An 18,689-nucleotide genomic window follows, 5' to 3' on the forward strand; every position below is an offset into this window, starting at 1 on the left:
TGTTAAGTCCCTCTGTTACTGTGACAGTGTAATATAAATCGTCATTCCGTCACGATATACAAGCATTAAGACGCTATCGCCTTTTTTTACTTCCTCTGCCGCTTTGCTAAAATCTTTCACCGTCCTTACATCCTTCCTGTTTATCTGCAGGATGACATCACCCGGCTTGAGTCCGTACCCCTGGGCAGGAGAATCCGCAGCAACACCTGAGACAACAACACCTTTAATCTTGTCAGGGATATCGAGCCTCTCCCTCAATTCAGTTGTAAGGCCCTGAACTGTTACCCCCTGGAAGATCCCTTCCGGACTGCCTTCCCCGCTCTCTCCTTTGGCCAGATCAGCAGGCAGTTCTCCGATAACAACTTTCAGCAATTCGGTACGTCCGTCGCGAATGACCCTGACATCAATCGTTTTTCCAACAGGTGTCTGTGCAACCATATTTCTAAGATGAGAATTATTTTCCACTTCCTTGCCATTATATTGCAATATTACATCCCCCCGCTGAAGCCCTGCCTTGTCAGCCGGACTTCCATCCATTACATCACTGATTAGGGCGCCTGTGTTGTTACTCAGTTTAAACTGTTTTGCAAGCTCCGGCGTAATGTCCTGTATATAGACACCAAGCCAGCCTCTTGTAACTTTCCCTTCTTTTACCAGACTATCCATAACAGATTTTGCCATATTGCTTGGCACAGCGAAGCCGATACCCATGTAACCACCGCTTCTTGTAAATATAGCTGTATTTATTCCTATCAGCTCACCCCTTATGTTTACGAGCGCCCCGCCCGAATTGCCCGGATTAATGGCAGCATCTGTCTGAATAAAATCCTCATAGTCAGCAATGCCTACATTAGCCCTCCCCTTGGCGCTTATGATGCCGCTTGTAACTGTCTGATTCAACCCAAACGGGCTGCCTATCGCAAGTACGAACTCCCCAACCTCTATCTGATCAGAATCCCCCCACACAATAGCCGGAAGTTCGCTGGCCTTTATCTTGATAATCGCCAGATCAGTCTTTGGATCAGCCCCGACAATCTTGCCTGCATACTCCTTCCTGTCTGACAACACCACCTTTATCTCATCAGCGCCTTCAACCACATGATTATTTGTTACTATATATCCGTCATCTGTAACAATAACGCCTGAACCAAGACTCTGCTCTTTGTATTTCCTGGGCGTATCATGTTCCCTTAAAAATTCGTCACCAAAGAAGCGTCTGAAAAAGGGGTCCTGGAAAAAGGGAGATACAGGCCCCCTTTCCATGCCTCTTAAAGACTTTGTTGTTGAAATGTTTACAACTGCAGGAGTTACCCGTTTAGAAATCTCGACAAAGGCCCTTTCAGTCTCAGCAAGCTGCTGAGTTATTTTAGGCGGAATTGGCTGAACTTTGGCCTGACCGATTGGAATCCATCCGAGATTTGAAGAAACAATGACTCCCGCAATTACGCCAATTGAAATAAGTATGGTAGCGATAACTACATTCTTCTTATCGAACTTTTTTATAAACCCATCCATAGACACCCTCCTCAGAATTTAATGACTTAGTTTACATTATATTATTATTCAGATTAAATTGTAAAGACGACTTCAGATATTGACATTGCAGTTGTTTTTAGGATAGTTTTCATTCATGGACAATAAAGTTTCATCACTGGAAGATAAGGACAAGAGATACATATGGCACCCCTTTACCCAGATGAAAGAATGGCTGGCCGATACCCCCCTGATTATAGAAAAGGGGAATGCATCATATATATACGATACTAAAGGCAGAAAATATATAGACGGTGTTTCTTCCATATGGGTTAATGTTCATGGTCACAGAAAGAAGGAAATTGACAGGGCTATTGAAGGACAACTAAAAAAAATCGCTCACACCACCCTGCTCGGCCTTTCAAACATACCATCCATTCAACTGGCTGAAAAACTGATCAACCTTGCGCACGATTCAGGACTGCATTGCATGTCAAAGGTGTTTTATTCAGATAACGGGTCAACAGCAGTTGAAGTGGGCCTGAAAATGGCATTCCACTACTGGCAGATCAGGGGGGGGAGACATAAGAAGAAGACAAAGTTTATTGCCCTGGAAAATGCATATCATGGAGATACTATAGGGTCAGTAAGCCTCGGGGGGATAGACCTTTTTCACAAGATATACAAACCCATCTTATTTGAAACCATCAGGATCCCGTCACCTGACTGCTACAGATGTCCCATGGGGAAGGTCTACCCTGATTGCAGTCTTGCCTGTGCCTCAGAGGCTGATAAGGTGTTAAGGAAACACCATAGTGAGACAGCCGCCATTATTGTTGAGCCGGTTGTCCAGGCTGCTGCAGGCCTGATCGTAGCGCCGCCAGGTTATCTGGGAAGGATATACTCAATTTGCAGAAAATACGATATCCTGTTTATTGCAGATGAGGTTGCTACAGGTTTTGGGCGGACCGGCCGGATGTTCGCATGCGAACATGACGGGATTGATCCTGATATAATGGCAGTAGCCAAGGGGATTACCGGCGGGTATCTGCCGCTTGCCGCCACACTTGTAACCGAAGACTTACACAGTGCATTCCTTGGAGAGTACAAAGAGTTCAAGTCTTTCTTTCATGGCCATAGTTACACCGGAAACCCTCTGGGATGCGCGGCAGCCATAGCCAATATTGATTTATTTGAAAGGGATAAAGTCCTTGAGCATGTCAGAGAAAAGGGCATCCTCCTTGAGAAACTGCTTTCCCCATTGAAGGACCACCCTCATGTCGGAGATATAAGACAAAAGGGGCTGATGGCGGGGATTGAGCTTGTACAGGATAAACGTGCAAAAACACCATTCCCGCTGGAGGATAAAATGGGGTTCCGTGTCTGTCTCAGGGCAAGGGAAATGGGACTGATGCTGAGACCGATCGGTAATGTAATTATATTAATGCCGCCCCTCAGCATATCGTCAAATACCATAAGAAAGATGACATCCATAATTTCTGCAGCAATTGAGTCCACCCTACCGGCATAAGGCCACATAATTTTTTTCTTGATATCATTATGGCTAATATGTTATCAATACTGATTGTTAATTTTAGAGGAGGGATTCATTGACAAGGACAATACAGTACTATATTGACAGGCATGCAAAAAAGACCTTAAAACAGATAAACAGCAAGCTCAGACGGTTTGTGTTATGCAACTTTAACCAGAAATACATAGAAGAAAAGCAGAAGGCGCGATATGGAGACTGCTTTCAGTGCGGCAAGTGCTGCAGTCTGATACTCAAGTGTCCATTCCTTGAAGGAACTGACGGAAATACGAGGTGTGCAATATATAATACAGGCAGGCCAAAGCAGTGTGAGGCCTTTCCTATTGATCACAAGGACTTGCATGACGTTGATTTCCTGTGCGGATATTTTTTCAGTGAGGAGTTGAAAAACAGGTCCGAATCCAAAATTCATATGGAACTAAATTACTGATTATAACCGGAACCGGTCATTTTGAATCTGTTTCAGGACATAATCCCTTATCTCACCTGCCGAAGGTCTTTCTCCTATAATCTTTCCCCCCTCCACATGAGAAAGCAGTATGTCCCTTAACAGTCCGCCACAGGAACAATCATGGCCTTGTGAATCTTCTCCCGGGATTGCAGTCAATGGTATCATTATCGAATTATAACAAAGGTCACATCTGAGAACCCTCTTTGAGCCAGACATCTTACCCCTTTTTGCAACGGGTTTCCGGTCTACCTCAACGATATCCATTGCAAAATCCACGACATCTGCATCGCTTATGGCAGTCCCTACCCCATATGCATCAACAACGGGATTGAGCTCTGCTATCGTATCTTCATCGAGGCCGCCGCTCGCGAACAACTTCACGTGTTTAAAGCCTCTCAGATCCAGCTCCCACCGGACTTCCTGGAGAATCCTGAAAAAGTTTCCCCTCCTGCTTCCAGGTGTATCGAGTCTCACCCCATACAGGTCCCTGCCCATGGCCTCTGCAACTGCAATCGTCTCAAACTTTTCATCTCCAAAGGTATCAACCAGTGCTACCCTGTTTACTGCAGGGTCAATAACTTCATGAAATGCCCTGGTAGCATCAACTGAATTCCCCATGAGTATAATAAGTGCATGCGGCATAGTGCCGACTGGATCTGCCCCTATCAATTCCCCGCTCACCAGGACCGACACGCCGTCACAGCCCCCTATATAAGCGTTCCTCTCAATCATAGGGGCTATCGCAGGGTGCATCCTCCTTGCCCCAAAGCTTATTATACGCCTGTCTCCTGCCGCCTTCCTGCATCTGGCTGCCTTTGTCGCAATACCCGATGCCTGACACAAGAAACCAAGCACTGCTGTCTCATACACACCGAAATCAGTATACATGCCCTCTATCTCGAGGACAGGCTGATATGGGTGGAAGACCGTTCCTTCCGGCATTGCACGCACATTAATCTTCATACCCTCAAACAGGCGCGAACATTCCTCGAGTCCGGCAAATACACCCCACTCACTGCCACTCGGAAGTCCCTTGGCTATGAATTCCGCCTTGACCCATTTATCTATGCCCCTGGCCTTGAGTATCTTCATAGTACGATCAAAATAAACATCTGTCACTCTTCCGGCCTTTATATCATCAAAATCTGCTGTAAACATCCTGCGATCCATTTAAGGTCCCCCCTGCCACATTAAATCTTCATATACCGTCTCAACAGCACCTGCCCCGAGCATCTCGTCTATAGCCCTTTCGCTGTCGCCTGGATTGACATCCACGCCCCTCGAGGCATCTGACAGGTAGAAGACCTCAAACCCGGAATGCAATGCATCCAGAACTGTGCTCCTCACGCAATAGTCAACAGCCAATCCACCTATGAAAAGCCTCTTTATACCTGCCTTCCTTAACTGTTCCGCAAGTGCAGTGCCCTGAAAAGCTGAATAAGCATCCTTATCAACTGCCGTCCCCTTTTCAATAATCACCTTCTTCTCAGGCATTATAAGACCCGTATGCAACTCAGCTCCGCGCGTATTCTGAACACAATGCTCAGGCCATATCCCCCCGGCTGACCTGAAGGATGAATGATTGAGCGGATGCCAGTCCCTTGAAAAATATATATGCATACCTACTTCGCTGAATTTTCTTATATACAAATTCATTACCGGGACAACCGCATCACCATCAGGCACAGGCAGTGCCCCGCCCTGGCAGAAGTCATTCTGTATATCTACGGCAATAAGTGCCGAACCGGCTGTAACTCTAACACCCGTCATTATTCATTATACCTTCAACTTTTTCCAGAAGTTCTTCAATATTATACGGCTTGATAATATAATTCCCGCCGATCTTCTTAATCAGTGCATCAACCTTTCCCCCAAGCACATCACCTGTAGAGAAAAGCATCTTCTTCTCCATATATGGCTTATTCCTGCTCACCCATTCATATACACCGGCACCGTCTGTACCCGGCATCTTAAAATCGCATATAACAATGTCATAATCTTCAGTGCTTAGCCTTTCAATAGCCTCATTTCCGGAATTGACACCAATTACCTTATACCTGTCTCCCAATATATGCCTCATTACATCAAGCTGGTCATCCTCATCATCAACAACAAGCACCATTTTTAACCTGATGTTCGCGGGACAGGCAATATCATTTGCTGAGTCCTCAATTACGTTATTCGCAGTATCGTCAGACGTCGTTATTGGCAGCCTCAAAGCAAACCGGGTTTTTCCGGCCTCACTGCTGACTGTTATGTCACCGCCATGCTCACGGATTATTCCATAGCAGAGGCTCAAACCAAGCCCTGTACCCTTGCCGACTTCCTTGCTCGTATAGAACGGATCGAATATTTTGCCAATGACGTCGCCTGGTATTTCAGGTCCGTTATTGACAATGTCAATACCGATTTCTTTATTAATTAGATATGATTTGACTTCCAGTATTCCACCAGTTCCGCCCTTTTCTTCAATGGCATCACAGGCATTATTAATTATATTTACAAATACCTGCTCTATCTGCCTTTCATCCGCATATATCATTGGCAAAGTATCATCAAACTCATGCCTTACAGAGATGGCAGCAGAAGATATCCTGTAGTTAAGCAGGGTCAATACATTCTGAACAATAATATTGAGGTTGACGGGACTCTTCCGGGGCTTGTCCTGCCTTGAGAATCGCAGCAATGATTCAACAATACGCCTGGCTCCTGTGGCAGACCGGTTAACTGTCTTTATAAGCTTTAATTCATTCTCAGCCATGGGTGACTGCTGCAGGAGTTCTGAATAGACTAATATCGGGAGAAGCCTGTTATTGAGTTCATGTGCAATGCCTGAGACAAAGGTGACAAGAGACGCAAGCTTTTCAGACTGAAACAACCGTTTTTCGAGCATCTTCTGCTCTGTAATGTCCTTGGCAACTCCAAGCAGACCCACAATGCCCTCGCTACTGCTCCTCAGAGGGGCAAAACTGCATAGTGTCTGCCATACGGTGCCGTCTTTGCCTTTAAGGTCCATTTCAAGTGTCTTCTTTCCTCCCTGCTTCAGTACCTGTACAAAGGCCCTTATAGCCCTTTCATTCATCAAGAGGGTATCAAACAGCTGACCTACAAGTTCATTTTTCGTGTAACCGAGGTCTTCTACCCTTTTATTAAGAAAAATGAACTTCCCATCATTGTCAATAGTAAAAATAATGTCACTCGCATTTTCAAATATGTTCTTAAGGTATTCGTGTGACTCTTCTATCTCCCTGGTCCTCTCCAGGACTGTTATTTGCAGGTCTTTGTTTAATAGTTCAAGGTCCTTCTGAAGCCTGACAAGATTAATAAGATGTCCGACTGTTGTGGAAAGTATGGAGAAGACCTTTTCATGGTGCTTGCTGAAAAATTTACGCTTACTGTGGGAAAGATTCAATACACCCAGCCCTTTGCCGCCTGCTGAAACAGGCAGACAGAGCAATGATCCTATGTCAACTGCTGAATTTAACCTCATAAATCTGGCATCATTATCCACATCTGATATCAGTATCGGGGTATTGTTTTTAGCAACCATACCTGCTACGCCTTCCCCGACCCTGAATGCCCTGTTAAATACATCTTCGTTTCTCGCTGTATCAGTAGTTGATACGCCGGCCTGATTCACCACATAATTACCGCTATCATCGAGGAGCATAATTGAACAATGTTCAAGACCAAGTTCGTCGGACAGTATTTTCACAACCCCATCACATATCGTCTTCACATCAGACTTTTTGTTAAGCATTGCAACAATGCGCTGAAAGGCGGAAAGGCTCTGCATGACATCGCTGTAGAACTGCGGCAATTCTGAATGAATATCCACTCTGACTCCTCACATAACCTGTTTTCCATACTGATATTAACCCAAAACTATTTATCTCACAAGTCAAACGAATGCAATGCATAAGAACTGGATTGGATTTAACAATTTAGAAATTGAAGACAACCGGGGATACCCTGGCAAATAGAATGACTGTTGGTGTTAACCATGCAGCAGTACTGGCATTGCGGAATGGGCACCAGACACATCTAACAGCGTTTCTGAACCAGGGACGATGGTACTTGCGGGCTCAGGCTTAACAGCGCTGACCGGATACTGTCATGTCCACCTGTTTTACCACCAATCTTTGCTTAAGTTCAGATAAACCATTTTTACCTTCTAAAAGAAGCGGGTTCAACTCATACTCAATAAGGTCTGCAAGGGTTATCCAATCCTTTCCTTCAAAGACCGGGAGCATCTCCTTGAAGATATCTACGGATTTATCCCATGACGAAAGGGATTCCGGGGAAATCTCAAACTGACCCAGACCATTTTTCAATTCCCTGATAAAATCCATGAGGTCACTGAGATTGTCCATCAGGGCTGTAATCTCATTAAAGACCTTCTCATTCTGTTCCATCCTGAGAAAATTGGCACAATCTATTAATCTCCCGCTGATCTGCCCTATAATCTCACACGTGCTGACAATGCCGTCATTTATAGCCGTCAGCAATTCTTCCCTTTTTTTAACATCTATGATTGCCACATTTATCTCCTTTCTGAAATTAAATTGCTATTATCATTAACCAGCTCAATAAGCTGAATCATTACAGATAACTGGTTTATAAGATTATTGTACATGGTGCATGCTGCTCCTGCCAACTCTGCCACATCTGCACCTTCGAGACTTTCTCTCCCGAACTTAAAATAAATCACAATGGGACGCAGGGCAATATGGGTAAAGCCAATGGTCTCTATCTCCTGATCAATAAGCGGCACATCCGCCCAGACGTCTTTAATCTTTGCGACATCATAATTTTCCCTCTTTGCCTCTTCTGCAATCAGGCAAACTTTTTCAAGCGCCCTGCCGGCCAATTCCTCAAGCCTCCTGAGGGCATTCATCTCATCATGAATTATCCCCTCTTTCTCAGATGTGGAATGGGGGAATTCAGATGAATTCAACGGGGTGATGGTGTTATCATTACATTCAAGGGTCTGCAGCCACACCCGTCTGTAAAGATGACGGAAAAAGTCATCCCTGGTAACAGGCCGTTTGATCATTGGAACATACTCTAATAATCCATCATCAGAAAAGAGCGCCTCATAAACCTGCATACCTTCCCAGAAAGGGGAATCATCAACCTCTGTTACACTACTGTCATTTTTAATCATCTCTATAATCCGGCAGACGCCATCCACACTGACAGTGTCATTACAAATCATGTCCTGACATTTAACATGAAAACTGCACGGGTGGCAGGGGACAGTGGATTCAATGACGATATGTCCTTTCCCATATGGGCCGGTCTCACGGAAATAGGCCGCACCGAGGGATATTCCCATAACCCTTGTCCCCACAGCAGTGGCAATATGCATTGTACCTGAATCATTAGAAACAAGAAGATGGCAACATTTAAGATATGCAGCAAGCTCCTTCAATGATGTATTGCCGGCCATATTGATTACCCCGCTTCCTCCCCCCATCTTTATTGCTTCACCCAGCGCCCTTTCGCTGCCTGAACCAAAGACTATAACTTTTGCCCCAAGCCTTCCCGTCAGTCTCCCTGCCAGTTCGGCATATCGGTCTGTGGCCCACATCTTGTGCCTGTCACTTGCTCCCGGCTGAAATCCTATTATAAAATCGCCATCCCTGACCCCTGCCTTCCTTAATTGCGACCTTGCTGTATCAAATACATCTTCCGGAACTTCAAGAAAAAGACCTTTTACTTTTGGTGCGGCCCCTCCGGCCTTGATATATATGTCACACAGATGAAAAGGGTTATAAATCCTTCCGGGGACAATATTAAAGAAATACCTCAGCCATGGATGTTTTATCAGGGAATGTCCTTTATTATCCGCAATAAATCCCCTGAACTCCTTCGCCCGGATAAGGGACATGATGGCAGCACTAACCGTGGTATGAGTGAAGTTTATTACACAGTCATATGTAACACTGTTAATATCCGTCAGAATCTCTTCCATATATCTGTATTTGCTGACAAGACCGGGAAACTCACCCCGCCCTCCCACTATGAATCCATCCATATTGAAGCTTATGAGCCTGTCTACAAACGGGATATAGTTACATATCTCTGCAAAGGCGGAGTTTATAAGAAGCGTAATCCTTACATCAGGGAAGGCGTCTTTCAGGCCTGCCATCACAGGGGTAGTTTGAACAAGATCTCCCATACGTGTCAGATTGATTATAAGGACATTTTCCATTGCTCAATCCTTCTTTGCAGCAAACTGCCTGCCGATCTCATTAATCAATACAAATACTTTATCCGCCCGTGAAAGTTCACCCACGCCGGATGCCATATCATCAACGATATCAGTCATTGCAATCGCCCCTCTGTTTCTGAACCGCTCCAGATACAGCCCCAGTTCAGTATGCCTGCCGGCCTCTTCAATAAGACCTTCCACATCTTCTTTTCCCGAATCCCACGAAGGACGTTCATATCCCTTTTCAAAGATAAACTCAAACATCTTCTCCATCCTCTGTTCATACGTATGTTCTCTTAAGACCCTTTCCCTGCCTCTTGCCGATATCTCAGCCCCTGCCTCAGGGTTATTGAGATAGTATCTGATTTTTTCCCTTGCATCATTCAGATCTTTGAAGCAAATAATCTCATGACCTGCATTGAAGAGCTCAGACATTTCAGACCTGTAATCCACTAATTGGAAAGATCCGCAGGATGCTATCTCGAATGTCCTTGGATTAACAAAGTCACCGTAAGGATTAACCCCTTCATGATATGCGGACGAATGGAGGTTCATATTTATCCCTGAGGCATTAAATATCCTTACGGATTCTTCAGTATCTATCCATTCACCGCCTCTTTGAATATGGCTCAGCAATGGCATGCCAACACACCACTCGCTCCCCCATATCTTAAGATCAAAATCGAGCAATCCGCTGAAGAAAAACTTCCTGTTATGGTAGCCCGATCCTACAAAGGATATATCACTTCCGTAGGTGTCCATTTCCTTCTTTGACATGTCAAGTCTTCGGTGAATGTCCGGGGAAGCAGCCAGGGGAAGATACGAGTAGTTCCTGACACCCGCAGCCGCCAATTTTTCAAAGAACTCATTCCTCTGGATTGTGAAGAAATAGTCATAAAGGGGAGCTATCCTCTCCCAGTACTTCATAAGCCTGAAGTCCTCAACAAACCAGAAGGCGGTGGGTATCCTGTTCTCTCTAAGCTTCTGCAGACTGGTTTCCGTTAAAGGGGCCTGAGCAAGGGCGAATACGAGGTCTGGCTTGAACTCCGCACATCTCGCTATGGCGGCCTCTGACAGAAAGGAGAGCAACATGGAGCGCAGTTGATTCTGATGGGCATTTTCACTTGTTATCCCGGAGATGGACTGAAAGAGATCGTTATACTTGCTATTGTCAACATAATCAACCTGGTGACCCAGTTTCTTCAAGGCAGAGACGCAGTATCCTGCAACAGGGAGAGAGCCGCCGTATATGGGCCCTGCCACCATGATCTTCAAGCCACTCTTCACAGACTGACGTAATCTTAGTTTCGCAAGGAGACCGTTAAAATAGGCGCCACTGATCGCAACAGACGGACCATGCTCTGCTATAGTAAAGCCTTTGGGCAAAACAGGCATACTATCCCCTGTTACCAGTTTCACTCTTGAGAGTACAGGGGTTAAATCAACATTTTCCAGTGCGGTTTTCAGGATATCGAGCCTGGGTTCAAAGACAATGATATCCATTCCTGATATCCGGCAAATATCGAGTTCGCAAAGCCTTGCAACATGATACCCAAGTCCAAATCCGAGGACGACCACTGCAGATCCCATTTCTACCTTTTCCCTCTGATACTCAACCCACCCGGCAGCCTCCTTTTCAGGGTCATAGAGGCTGTGCAGAGTTATATCCCCTGACTTCATTGAAGGCATCCCTGTCTTTGATACATATAGTTTCAGATCATCACCGGCTCTTGCGTTGATAACTGCAGATACAAGTACAGGGTCATTATTCTTCATGACCTCTATGTTATTCCTGAATATATGGCTATTCGCAGACATGTTTTCCTGAATTATCCTCTTGAAGATACCATACTGATTTTACTTTTTAGCTCAATGGCATCACTTCTTTCCGGTTCAAAGAGGAGAAGTTTATCAATACTATCGAGCGCTTTGTCAGGCTGACCCATCCTGTAGCAGACATCCGCATGCCGGTACAGAGAATCCGCATCAGCCGGATGCTGCTCCAAATACTCCTCCAGGATATCAATCGCCTTACCAAAATCTCCGGAATCAATTGCAGTATTCATGGCGTCATACATCTTTTTATTTCCGGCCTTTTCTGCCTTAACCAGGTATTGAATCACGAAGAGGTCTTTCAGTTCTTCGTGTGAAACCCCCCTGAGCTTCACCCTCCCAAAGGATATCTCCTCTGAAAACGGGGCATTCAGAGAAGTGTAACCTGGATCCATATTAACAGCTATCCCGGTTATCTCAAACCCTGCCTCTTTAAACAGTGTATCTATATCTTTTTTTGCAAAGAATCTCAGATGGGTTTTATCAAGGATACCATGGTCCTGATACTTCCATTCCCCTTCAACAAGCATGTTTATTACGCCGTAGTATCTGACATTCGGGATACTTGCGATTATGGTGCCTGAATCAGCAAGATACCGGTTGAATCTCCTGAGGGCTATTAATGGTTCCTTAAGATGTTCCAGTACATCGGCACATATAATACAGTCAAAATAGCCTTCCTCATAAGGAAGTTCCAGAAACTCTGCATCTCCCTGTAAAACGCGTGACAGGTTCTCTTTTGCCCTTTCACTCGCCGCAGGATCAACCTCAATACCAACAACTTCAGCAGCCCCCCTGTCCAGCAACCGTTTTCCGAGGATACCCTCTCCGCAACCGACATCCAGAATCCTCATGGCTTCCACAGGTACGAGTGCCTCAACTTCTCTTCTTCCCTGACGAAAGTAATCCCTGCCAATGGCCTCATCTGTTCCTTTTTGATTCTGAACAGAGGACTGTAACAATTCTTCAAACAACTGTCCAACCTTCATGGCTATTTTATTTGAGTCATATTCCCTGATAGCCCTTTCCATCCCTTTCTTTCTCAACTCCATCCTATGTTCCCCGTTATTTAAAAGTCCTTTTATTGCCTGATAAAGGCCCCTCGGATCGTTAGACTGAACAAGGATACCGGCATCACCCACCACCTCAGGAATAGAGCCGGAACAGGTTGATATGACCGGAAGACCGCAGGCCATCGCCTCTATCAGGACCATACCGAACTGTTCCTTCCATGTCCTTGCAGAGATACTTGGCAGGACAAAAATATCGGCCATGTTAAACATCTCATGCATCCTGTGGTATGGGTAGCTTTCCATGAATGTAAAAAGGTGTTCTAAACCAAGTTCCCTGACCCTGTTTTTAACACATTCTGATTCCGGGCCTTTACCTACAATAAGAAATCTTACGGCATCATTTTCCATATGACAATCAAGCTCAAGCAGCCCGGCTGCATAAAGCAGGTCATAAATCCCCTTTTCCCAAACCATCCGTCCTGTAAATAGAATAACCTTTTCACTTTTGCCGATTCCCAATTCCCTTCTTAACCTTGTACCCGACTCTTCATCAGGTCTGAATCTGTCTATATTTATTCCCATTGGGATAACAGATATCTTCTCCTCCGGAACCCCCTCCAGTATCAAAGCGTCCTTTGCCCTTTCCGTGACCGCAATAAAGTGATCCACCATCTGCCGGTTAAACCGCTTCATCTCTCTCATCTGCCCGTCTTCTTCGTAGGCAAAGGGGATGTTTTCCCACTCGAGGGCAACAATCCTCTTCCCGAATTTCTGTTTCATAATAGCAGCCTGATATGTGAATATCCATGTAATATCAGCAGTATAAATAATATCCTTATCCAGGAGTTCAGCCTCAAGGCCAACCATATAGGCAGGATTTTTGGGGTGGGGAGGAAGTTTAACTATTGGAACATTTATATGGGATATGTCAAAACTGGGTTGATTTGTTGTATATGATGTGATGTCAAAGGATTTGCAAAGCGGTTCATAGTTCTGCATCTCCCAGAGATTCAGATTAGGCCCTCTTAAAATTGCAACCCCTGGGAGTCCGGATCTCTTCTCAGGAGGATACGGAGGAACCCAACTGCTGACTCTGGACCTTGACGGTCTTAACTGGACATCATAGTCCCTGTAGATTAGTTCTTCCGGGGAATTGAAACCGGCTTCTTCAATCTGTGAATATTGCTCACCTTTGTTCCATAACCTTTTTTTATCGAGTAAACCATAATGTACAATGTATGCATCCCACTGTCTGGCTAATCCACCCTCAAGTCCTTTCAATATTTCATGTACCCGCCCTTCCCATCTGGCTACTTTGAGGTTACGCCATATTCTCGGAATATTTTCATAGTTATCCGCACTATTTGAATAATATTTTTCATCTCCAACAAGATTACACTGACGGATAAAATAGCCGGCTGTATCAGGCGGGGTTGATTCAAGCACGGCCCTTATATTTTCCTCAATAATCTGAGAAAATGCCTCATCTGCATCAAGGCGCACCACCCAGTCTCCGGAACAATTATCAAGAGAGATCTGCCGCTGTTTCCCAAAATGGCCTTCCCATGCCTGTTGTATAAGCACAACTTTACCGTGTGATCTGAGTATATCCAGCGTGCCGTCCGTACTCCCACCGTCCACAACAACTATTTCGTCGGCAAAGGTACATGAACTCAGCGCCCTTGCTATATTCTTTTCCTCATTCAGTGTAATCATTGAAATGGATATCTTCATTAATTCCTCCAGACCAGCAGTTCAGGAATATCGCCTCTTCATGCTGTCAGTCAACATTTTTATTCTGTGTACGTATGTATGCTCCCTCACAACCCTTTCTCTCCCACGTTCAGCTATGCGCATTCTTTCCTGAGGATTTTTCAGGTAAAACTTCAAAAGATCTGGAATCTCCTCCTTGTCTTTATAAGTAATGACCTCCTTACCTGTATCGAAGAGATCTCTTAACGCATCCTGGTCATCCGTTAAAAGGAATGCCCCGCAGGCAGGCACATCAAAGACCCTCTGATTAACGGCTCTCCCCATCTGCAGATTCGTAGCGTTGAAATTTATCTTGCAGGCATTGTAGAAAAGCGGGAGTTCTCTGTAATAATTCAGCGGTGGCCTGATACTGAAATCTCTGCTTAAGAGTTCGTGCCAGCCCTTATCCCCGTGAATCCCCGGTCTGTATTCTCTAAACATCTCCATACAGGAGAGTCTGTACAGAAGTGTTGCCCTCCAGAGCACAGCGGCCTCAAGATCGAGTCTTTCCAGGACAGGAAGAACCTTTATTTTCTCCTGCTCATCCTTATTCAATATTCTCAGTGAATCATCGAAGGACCCGCGCAGGACACTTTTGTACTGCGCTAACCTTTCGACAATTGCGTGGAGTTCAAAGGGCACCTTTTCCAGTTTATCAGCTACCGGCTCAACCATAGAGTTGCCTGCAAAACCGATATCCGAACTGAATCTGTTCAGGTCCTTTTGGCTTAATTCAAGAGGTTTGAACACGTCAGTATCCGTAGCAAGAGGAAGATATTCGACCAGTTCAAAACCCATGTCCTTCATATCGCTTATGTATCCCTTATCCCATAAGAAGAGAGTGACACAGGGAGACACATTCCTGTCAAACGCCCTGACAATAAGATTCGGGCTGTCAACATACCAAGATGCCACTGGCATATCTATGGATTTGAAAAATGATGTTAAAACCCCATCCTCATCAAAACCAAGATGGTTTACTGTAAGGAACATATCCGGTTTGAACTCAAGGATGCTGCTCAACAAACGCGACACAATGACCTCTCCATTCTCGCCTTTCCTTACAGGAACCTTTGAAACCTTGTGACCAAGCCTTCTTATAGCCTTATCCAGTTCAGAAGTCAGGAAATAACCAAAATCTATAAGGGCTATCTTCGTAATCTCCTCTTTAAACTTGGGATATCTGAGCCTCTCCCAGAATCTGACTGATACCGTTTTTTTTAAAGAGCTCAGGACAGGATTGTAGTAACCAGGGAGTGCTGAAATGGCCGGCAACAGGGGGAAAAAGGCAAGAGGAGGCATGCCGGCCTTCATCTGAAATCTGGCAATTTCCTTAATAGCCTCATCAGAAGGTAATCCAACTATGAATCTGACTCTATCTTCAATCTCTCCAGTCCTTCCGTGTTTCATTGCCAATTCGTATATCTCATGACTTGACTCAACCACGATAATCATGGCTTTCGGAAACCTGCTGATAAGTGCCGCCAGATGATATCCAAGCCCTAATCCCAGGATGACAAGGATGCCTATACCGTCAAATGAAAAGGCATCCGCAATAGTCTTTGCCTCAGCCTCCGGGTCGTATATACTATGGACTGCTTTTGAGGATCCATCACCTGAGATCATTCTCATTGACGGCCTTCCGCTCTTTGCCTCAATAACGGATATAGTATAATAATTGTCAGTAGTCATAAATTATCTCTGCATAGTATGAAGAAGCCTGGCCACTTCAGTATCACCAGGGCATAAACTGAGATATGTGATTTCTGTCCAGGGTATGGCTGCAGAGATCAATTCCTGTTACATTCAATTTATAATGGTACGCAACACAATTAAAGAACCATCCGGTTCCGCTACCGGCATCTGCAATGCGCTTTGGTTCAGCACTATCCAATGCCTTGTGGACAGCATGATAATTCTTTTTAATGGGGTTATATGTCCTAAGGCTACTTACAAAACTCTGCACAGAATCAGAATAGTTAAATGGCATTTCATTATAAAACGCATTTACCCTGTCCGTTATAAGGTCCCTGCTGTCAAGTGAGACTTTCGATCCACTGATTTTTGTGGATGGCGTCTTGCTTTTAATCATGATCCTCATGAATAAGCAAATACCTTGCCATATTTTTATTGTGCTGTTATGGTGTCTTGGTTACCTTGAAAAGATGGAAGAGACGAATATATGCGGGTTATGCACTGATATCAAGCGTGTCGCTTTTTTGATGATAAGTGATGTTTCTGGAAAAGGTTTTGGCCTTCCGGACGGCCTCCAGTCTATGGGAGATTGAATTCAGTTCATTCTTCAGGAAGTTTTGCATTTCCGTATCAATCGTAAGTATTTTTTCTATATGGACTCTGATTTCATGGGAGAAATCACCCGCCTCATGATCATCCTTGTATAGAGCGTCAAGATTCTGAATCTCATTGATGATTATCTGACGTTTTTCGGGATATTCTAACGCTGCTTCAAACCTTTCTTCCCTGAGGGCATTTAACTGATCCTCTGCCAGTCCGAGGAGGTTTTTGTACAGGCTGCAGACTCTTTCACTGCTCATACCCTGAGATCCATCCCGGCAGAGATTGCCTCTTTGGGAATATCAACCGTGTTATCCCTGCCTAACTCTTTCCATGCAGACCTCAATAGATCAAGGACCTTTTCAGCCTCGTTAAGCGACCTTTCGTCGTTTTTCATGTTTGCAGTGATTAGCCTGTCCTGGACAAAATCATAGAGCCTGCTGAGATTTTTAGAGATATTCCCGCCTGCCTCCATGTCGAGCGAGCTCATTAGCTCGCCAACCACTGAGGAGGCCTTGCCGATATAAAGTCCCTTACCTGCAATGTCACCAAGCTCCATCCTCTTTCTTGCAACCCTGATAAAATTGATGGCTCCGTCATACAGCATTGAAATAATCTTTACCCTGTCTGATGTATTAACTTCTGCCTTCCTGTACTCTGATAATTGTTGCATTCTTTATATCTCCCTATTATTGTCTTTATTTATTCCATTGTGTAATCTGACTGCTCAAAAATGTCCCCTGTGACGTTAGTCCGTTCAGAAGTGTCTCCAATGATGAAAATCTTTTTCGCAGATCGTCCTCTATTTTATTCAATCTTGTTTCGAGGGAAGTTATATTACCTGCAATATTATTAACAACAGTTTGAAGTCCACTTTTTCTGATAGTCAGGGCGCCATCAGTAGATTTAGTGACGGTATCGGAGTAACTCCACATCAGGTTGGCTATGCCGGTCGTGGTCGTTGCAAATAGCTTGACTACATCATCTATCTTTGATGCAAGCTTGTCACCCAATGTTGTGCTGTTTACAGAAAGTGTCCCATCCTTTGAGTTGGTAGTTATGCCAATCTTTGTAAGGGAATCCACATCAGATGAAGCGGCTGAAACTGTACTTATGGCCAGCTCTTTCAATCTTCTTACCACATCCCTTGCCGTTGCATCTCCGAATAAAGGTCCTCCGGTCCTGGAAGTGCTGTCCCATGTCGACTTTGAAGCTACATAATTAATTACATCGTTGTAGGCCTTTACAAAGTCCTCGATCTTTTTCTTTATTGAGTCTGTATCGTTTGTAACTGCAACAGTAACAGAGCTTGTGGATTCCTTTTTCAGGGTGATGGTTAAACCAGCAACAACACCTGATACTGTATTTGAGCTGCTTGTTATATCAATGCCATTTATCCTGAGCATAGCATCCTGGGCAGTCTGATTCGTCGTAAATGAGCTGCTGGTAAAATTTACTGTACTGCCTGTGCCATCCAGGGTTGTTCCGGCATCAATGCTGATGGTCTTTGCGCTTCCGCTGTCATTACCAGTAAGCGCCAGCTTATAAACAGAACCATCATATATTACCGTAGCAGTAACCCCGGGGTTACCTGAGTCGCTGTTGACAAGGTCCCTGAGACCCTCAAGGGTCGTGCCATTTGCAACGGTAATTGATCTCTGGGTGCCTGCATAGGTATACTGAAAGACCTTGCCGGAGCCGCTGTCATTTACGCTTGTTGTAAGGGCGACAGTGCCTGCCGTATGCGATTTCTGTTCTGTCTGCGCGAGCTGTATCTTTCCTGCAGTAGAATGAGATGCTATTGTATAGCTGCCGGCAGGTGAAGAGTTCGTAGCCGAGGCATCTAAAACAGTGCTATCACTGACCGATGCCTTCTTTGCATAAAAGTTGGATGTTGTCTTCAGTGAATCAGCAGCTGTCTTAAACGCAGAAACCTTTGACGCAAGGTCACTGTAAGCCGTTATTTTATCATTGTAGGCAGTCTTTTTACTTTGCAGAAGTGATACTGGACGGCGTTCTAACTCCATAAGCTTGGAGATAATTTCATCAGAATTAATACCGGAACTCAGACCGGAAACAGAAAAAGTAGACATCCTTACACCC

Annotated in this window: 15 protein-coding genes; 2 read left to right on the forward strand and 13 right to left on the reverse strand. The window is 44.8% G+C overall.

The features are described from left to right. Nucleotides 1–15 precede the first annotated feature (15 nt). Complete coding sequence (locus IT393_09780) at nucleotides 16–1,515, reverse strand: DegQ family serine endoprotease (protein ID MCC7202933.1); 1,500 nt, start codon at nucleotides 1,513–1,515, stop codon at nucleotides 16–18. 115 nt (nucleotides 1,516–1,630) lie between these two features. Here IT393_09780 and bioA point away from each other — a divergent pair, with 115 nt between their 5' ends. Together bioA and IT393_09790 are read left to right on the forward strand one after the other, a co-directional pair. Beyond that, nucleotides 1,631–3,004, forward strand: a complete 1,374-nt coding sequence (bioA, locus tag IT393_09785) for an adenosylmethionine--8-amino-7-oxononanoate transaminase (GenBank protein MCC7202934.1) — start codon at nucleotides 1,631–1,633, stop codon at nucleotides 3,002–3,004. 79 nt (nucleotides 3,005–3,083) lie between these two features. Further along, nucleotides 3,084–3,455 (forward strand): hypothetical protein, encoded by a 372-nt coding sequence (locus tag IT393_09790; GenBank protein ID MCC7202935.1) that lies wholly within the window; start codon nucleotides 3,084–3,086, stop codon nucleotides 3,453–3,455. On the opposite strand, the gene IT393_09795 is transcribed toward IT393_09790, so the two are convergent. From IT393_09795 to fliD, 12 genes are all read right to left on the reverse strand, one after another. Further along, a complete protein-coding gene (locus IT393_09795; protein MCC7202936.1) occupies nucleotides 3,456–4,634 on the reverse strand; it encodes a nicotinate phosphoribosyltransferase in 1,179 nt (392 codons plus the stop codon). 12 nt (nucleotides 4,635–4,646) lie between these two features. Next, nucleotides 4,647–5,246 (reverse strand): nicotinamidase, encoded by a 600-nt coding sequence (locus IT393_09800; protein ID MCC7202937.1) that lies wholly within the window; start codon nucleotides 5,244–5,246, stop codon nucleotides 4,647–4,649. Next, nucleotides 5,233–7,314, reverse strand: a complete 2,082-nt coding sequence (locus IT393_09805) for a GAF domain-containing protein (GenBank protein ID MCC7202938.1) — start codon at nucleotides 7,312–7,314, stop codon at nucleotides 5,233–5,235. The genes IT393_09800 and IT393_09805 overlap by 14 nt, the downstream gene beginning before the upstream one ends. Before the next feature lie 253 nt (nucleotides 7,315–7,567). Beyond that, nucleotides 7,568–8,017: a hypothetical protein gene (locus IT393_09810; GenBank protein ID MCC7202939.1), complete on the reverse strand. Its 450-nt coding sequence runs from the start codon at nucleotides 8,015–8,017 to the stop codon at nucleotides 7,568–7,570. A 2-nt stretch (nucleotides 8,018–8,019) separates the two neighbouring features. Then, a complete protein-coding gene (locus tag IT393_09815; GenBank protein ID MCC7202940.1) occupies nucleotides 8,020–9,693 on the reverse strand; it encodes a glycosyltransferase family 9 protein in 1,674 nt (557 codons plus the stop codon). Between the two features lie 3 nt (nucleotides 9,694–9,696). Next, complete coding sequence (locus IT393_09820) at nucleotides 9,697–11,511, reverse strand: glycosyltransferase (protein MCC7202941.1); 1,815 nt, start codon at nucleotides 11,509–11,511, stop codon at nucleotides 9,697–9,699. A gap of 11 nt (nucleotides 11,512–11,522) precedes the next feature. Beyond that, nucleotides 11,523–14,273: a glycosyltransferase gene (locus IT393_09825; protein MCC7202942.1), complete on the reverse strand. Its 2,751-nt coding sequence runs from the start codon at nucleotides 14,271–14,273 to the stop codon at nucleotides 11,523–11,525. Nucleotides 14,274–14,294: 21 nt separating this feature from the next. Further along, complete coding sequence (locus IT393_09830; protein MCC7202943.1) at nucleotides 14,295–15,983, reverse strand: glycosyltransferase; 1,689 nt, start codon at nucleotides 15,981–15,983, stop codon at nucleotides 14,295–14,297. A 43-nt stretch (nucleotides 15,984–16,026) separates the two neighbouring features. Continuing rightward, entirely contained in the window at nucleotides 16,027–16,383 is a 357-nt protein-coding gene (locus IT393_09835; GenBank protein MCC7202944.1) for a hypothetical protein, read from the reverse strand. A 97-nt stretch (nucleotides 16,384–16,480) separates the two neighbouring features. Continuing rightward, complete coding sequence (gene fliT, locus IT393_09840) at nucleotides 16,481–16,846, reverse strand: flagellar protein FliT (GenBank protein ID MCC7202945.1); 366 nt, start codon at nucleotides 16,844–16,846, stop codon at nucleotides 16,481–16,483. Continuing rightward, nucleotides 16,843–17,259: a flagellar export chaperone FliS gene (fliS, locus tag IT393_09845; protein ID MCC7202946.1), complete on the reverse strand. Its 417-nt coding sequence runs from the start codon at nucleotides 17,257–17,259 to the stop codon at nucleotides 16,843–16,845. Before fliS ends, fliT begins: the two co-directional genes overlap by 4 nt. A gap of 25 nt (nucleotides 17,260–17,284) precedes the next feature. Beyond that, nucleotides 17,285–18,679: a flagellar filament capping protein FliD gene (fliD, locus tag IT393_09850; protein ID MCC7202947.1), complete on the reverse strand. Its 1,395-nt coding sequence runs from the start codon at nucleotides 18,677–18,679 to the stop codon at nucleotides 17,285–17,287. Between the last annotated feature and the right edge of the window lie 10 nt (nucleotides 18,680–18,689).

Source organism: Nitrospirota bacterium (assembly GCA_020851375.1).
GTDB lineage: Bacteria > Nitrospirota > 9FT-COMBO-42-15 > HDB-SIOI813 > HDB-SIOI813 > RBG-16-43-11.

Coding starts and splice junctions, on each gene's coding strand:
- fliS (MCC7202946.1), bottom strand. CDS start 17,259: ATGCAACAATTATCAGAGTACAGGAAGGCAGAAGTTAATACATCAGAC.
- fliT (MCC7202945.1), bottom strand. CDS start 16,846: ATGAGCAGTGAAAGAGTCTGCAGCCTGTACAAAAACCTCCTCGGACTG.
- IT393_09835 (MCC7202944.1), bottom strand. CDS start 16,383: ATGATTAAAAGCAAGACGCCATCCACAAAAATCAGTGGATCGAAAGTC.
- IT393_09800 (MCC7202937.1), bottom strand. CDS start 5,246: ATGACGGGTGTTAGAGTTACAGCCGGTTCGGCACTTATTGCCGTAGAT.
- IT393_09795 (MCC7202936.1), bottom strand. CDS start 4,634: ATGTTTACAGCAGATTTTGATGATATAAAGGCCGGAAGAGTGACAGAT.
- IT393_09780 (MCC7202933.1), bottom strand. CDS start 1,515: ATGGATGGGTTTATAAAAAAGTTCGATAAGAAGAATGTAGTTATCGCT.
- IT393_09820 (MCC7202941.1), bottom strand. CDS start 11,511: ATGTCTGCGAATAGCCATATATTCAGGAATAACATAGAGGTCATGAAG.
- IT393_09825 (MCC7202942.1), bottom strand. CDS start 14,273: ATGAAGATATCCATTTCAATGATTACACTGAATGAGGAAAAGAATATA.
- fliD (MCC7202947.1), bottom strand. CDS start 18,679: ATGTCTACTTTTTCTGTTTCCGGTCTGAGTTCCGGTATTAATTCTGAT.
- IT393_09830 (MCC7202943.1), bottom strand. CDS start 15,983: ATGACTACTGACAATTATTATACTATATCCGTTATTGAGGCAAAGAGC.
- IT393_09815 (MCC7202940.1), bottom strand. CDS start 9,693: ATGGAAAATGTCCTTATAATCAATCTGACACGTATGGGAGATCTTGTT.
- bioA (MCC7202934.1), top strand. CDS start 1,631: ATGGACAATAAAGTTTCATCACTGGAAGATAAGGACAAGAGATACATA.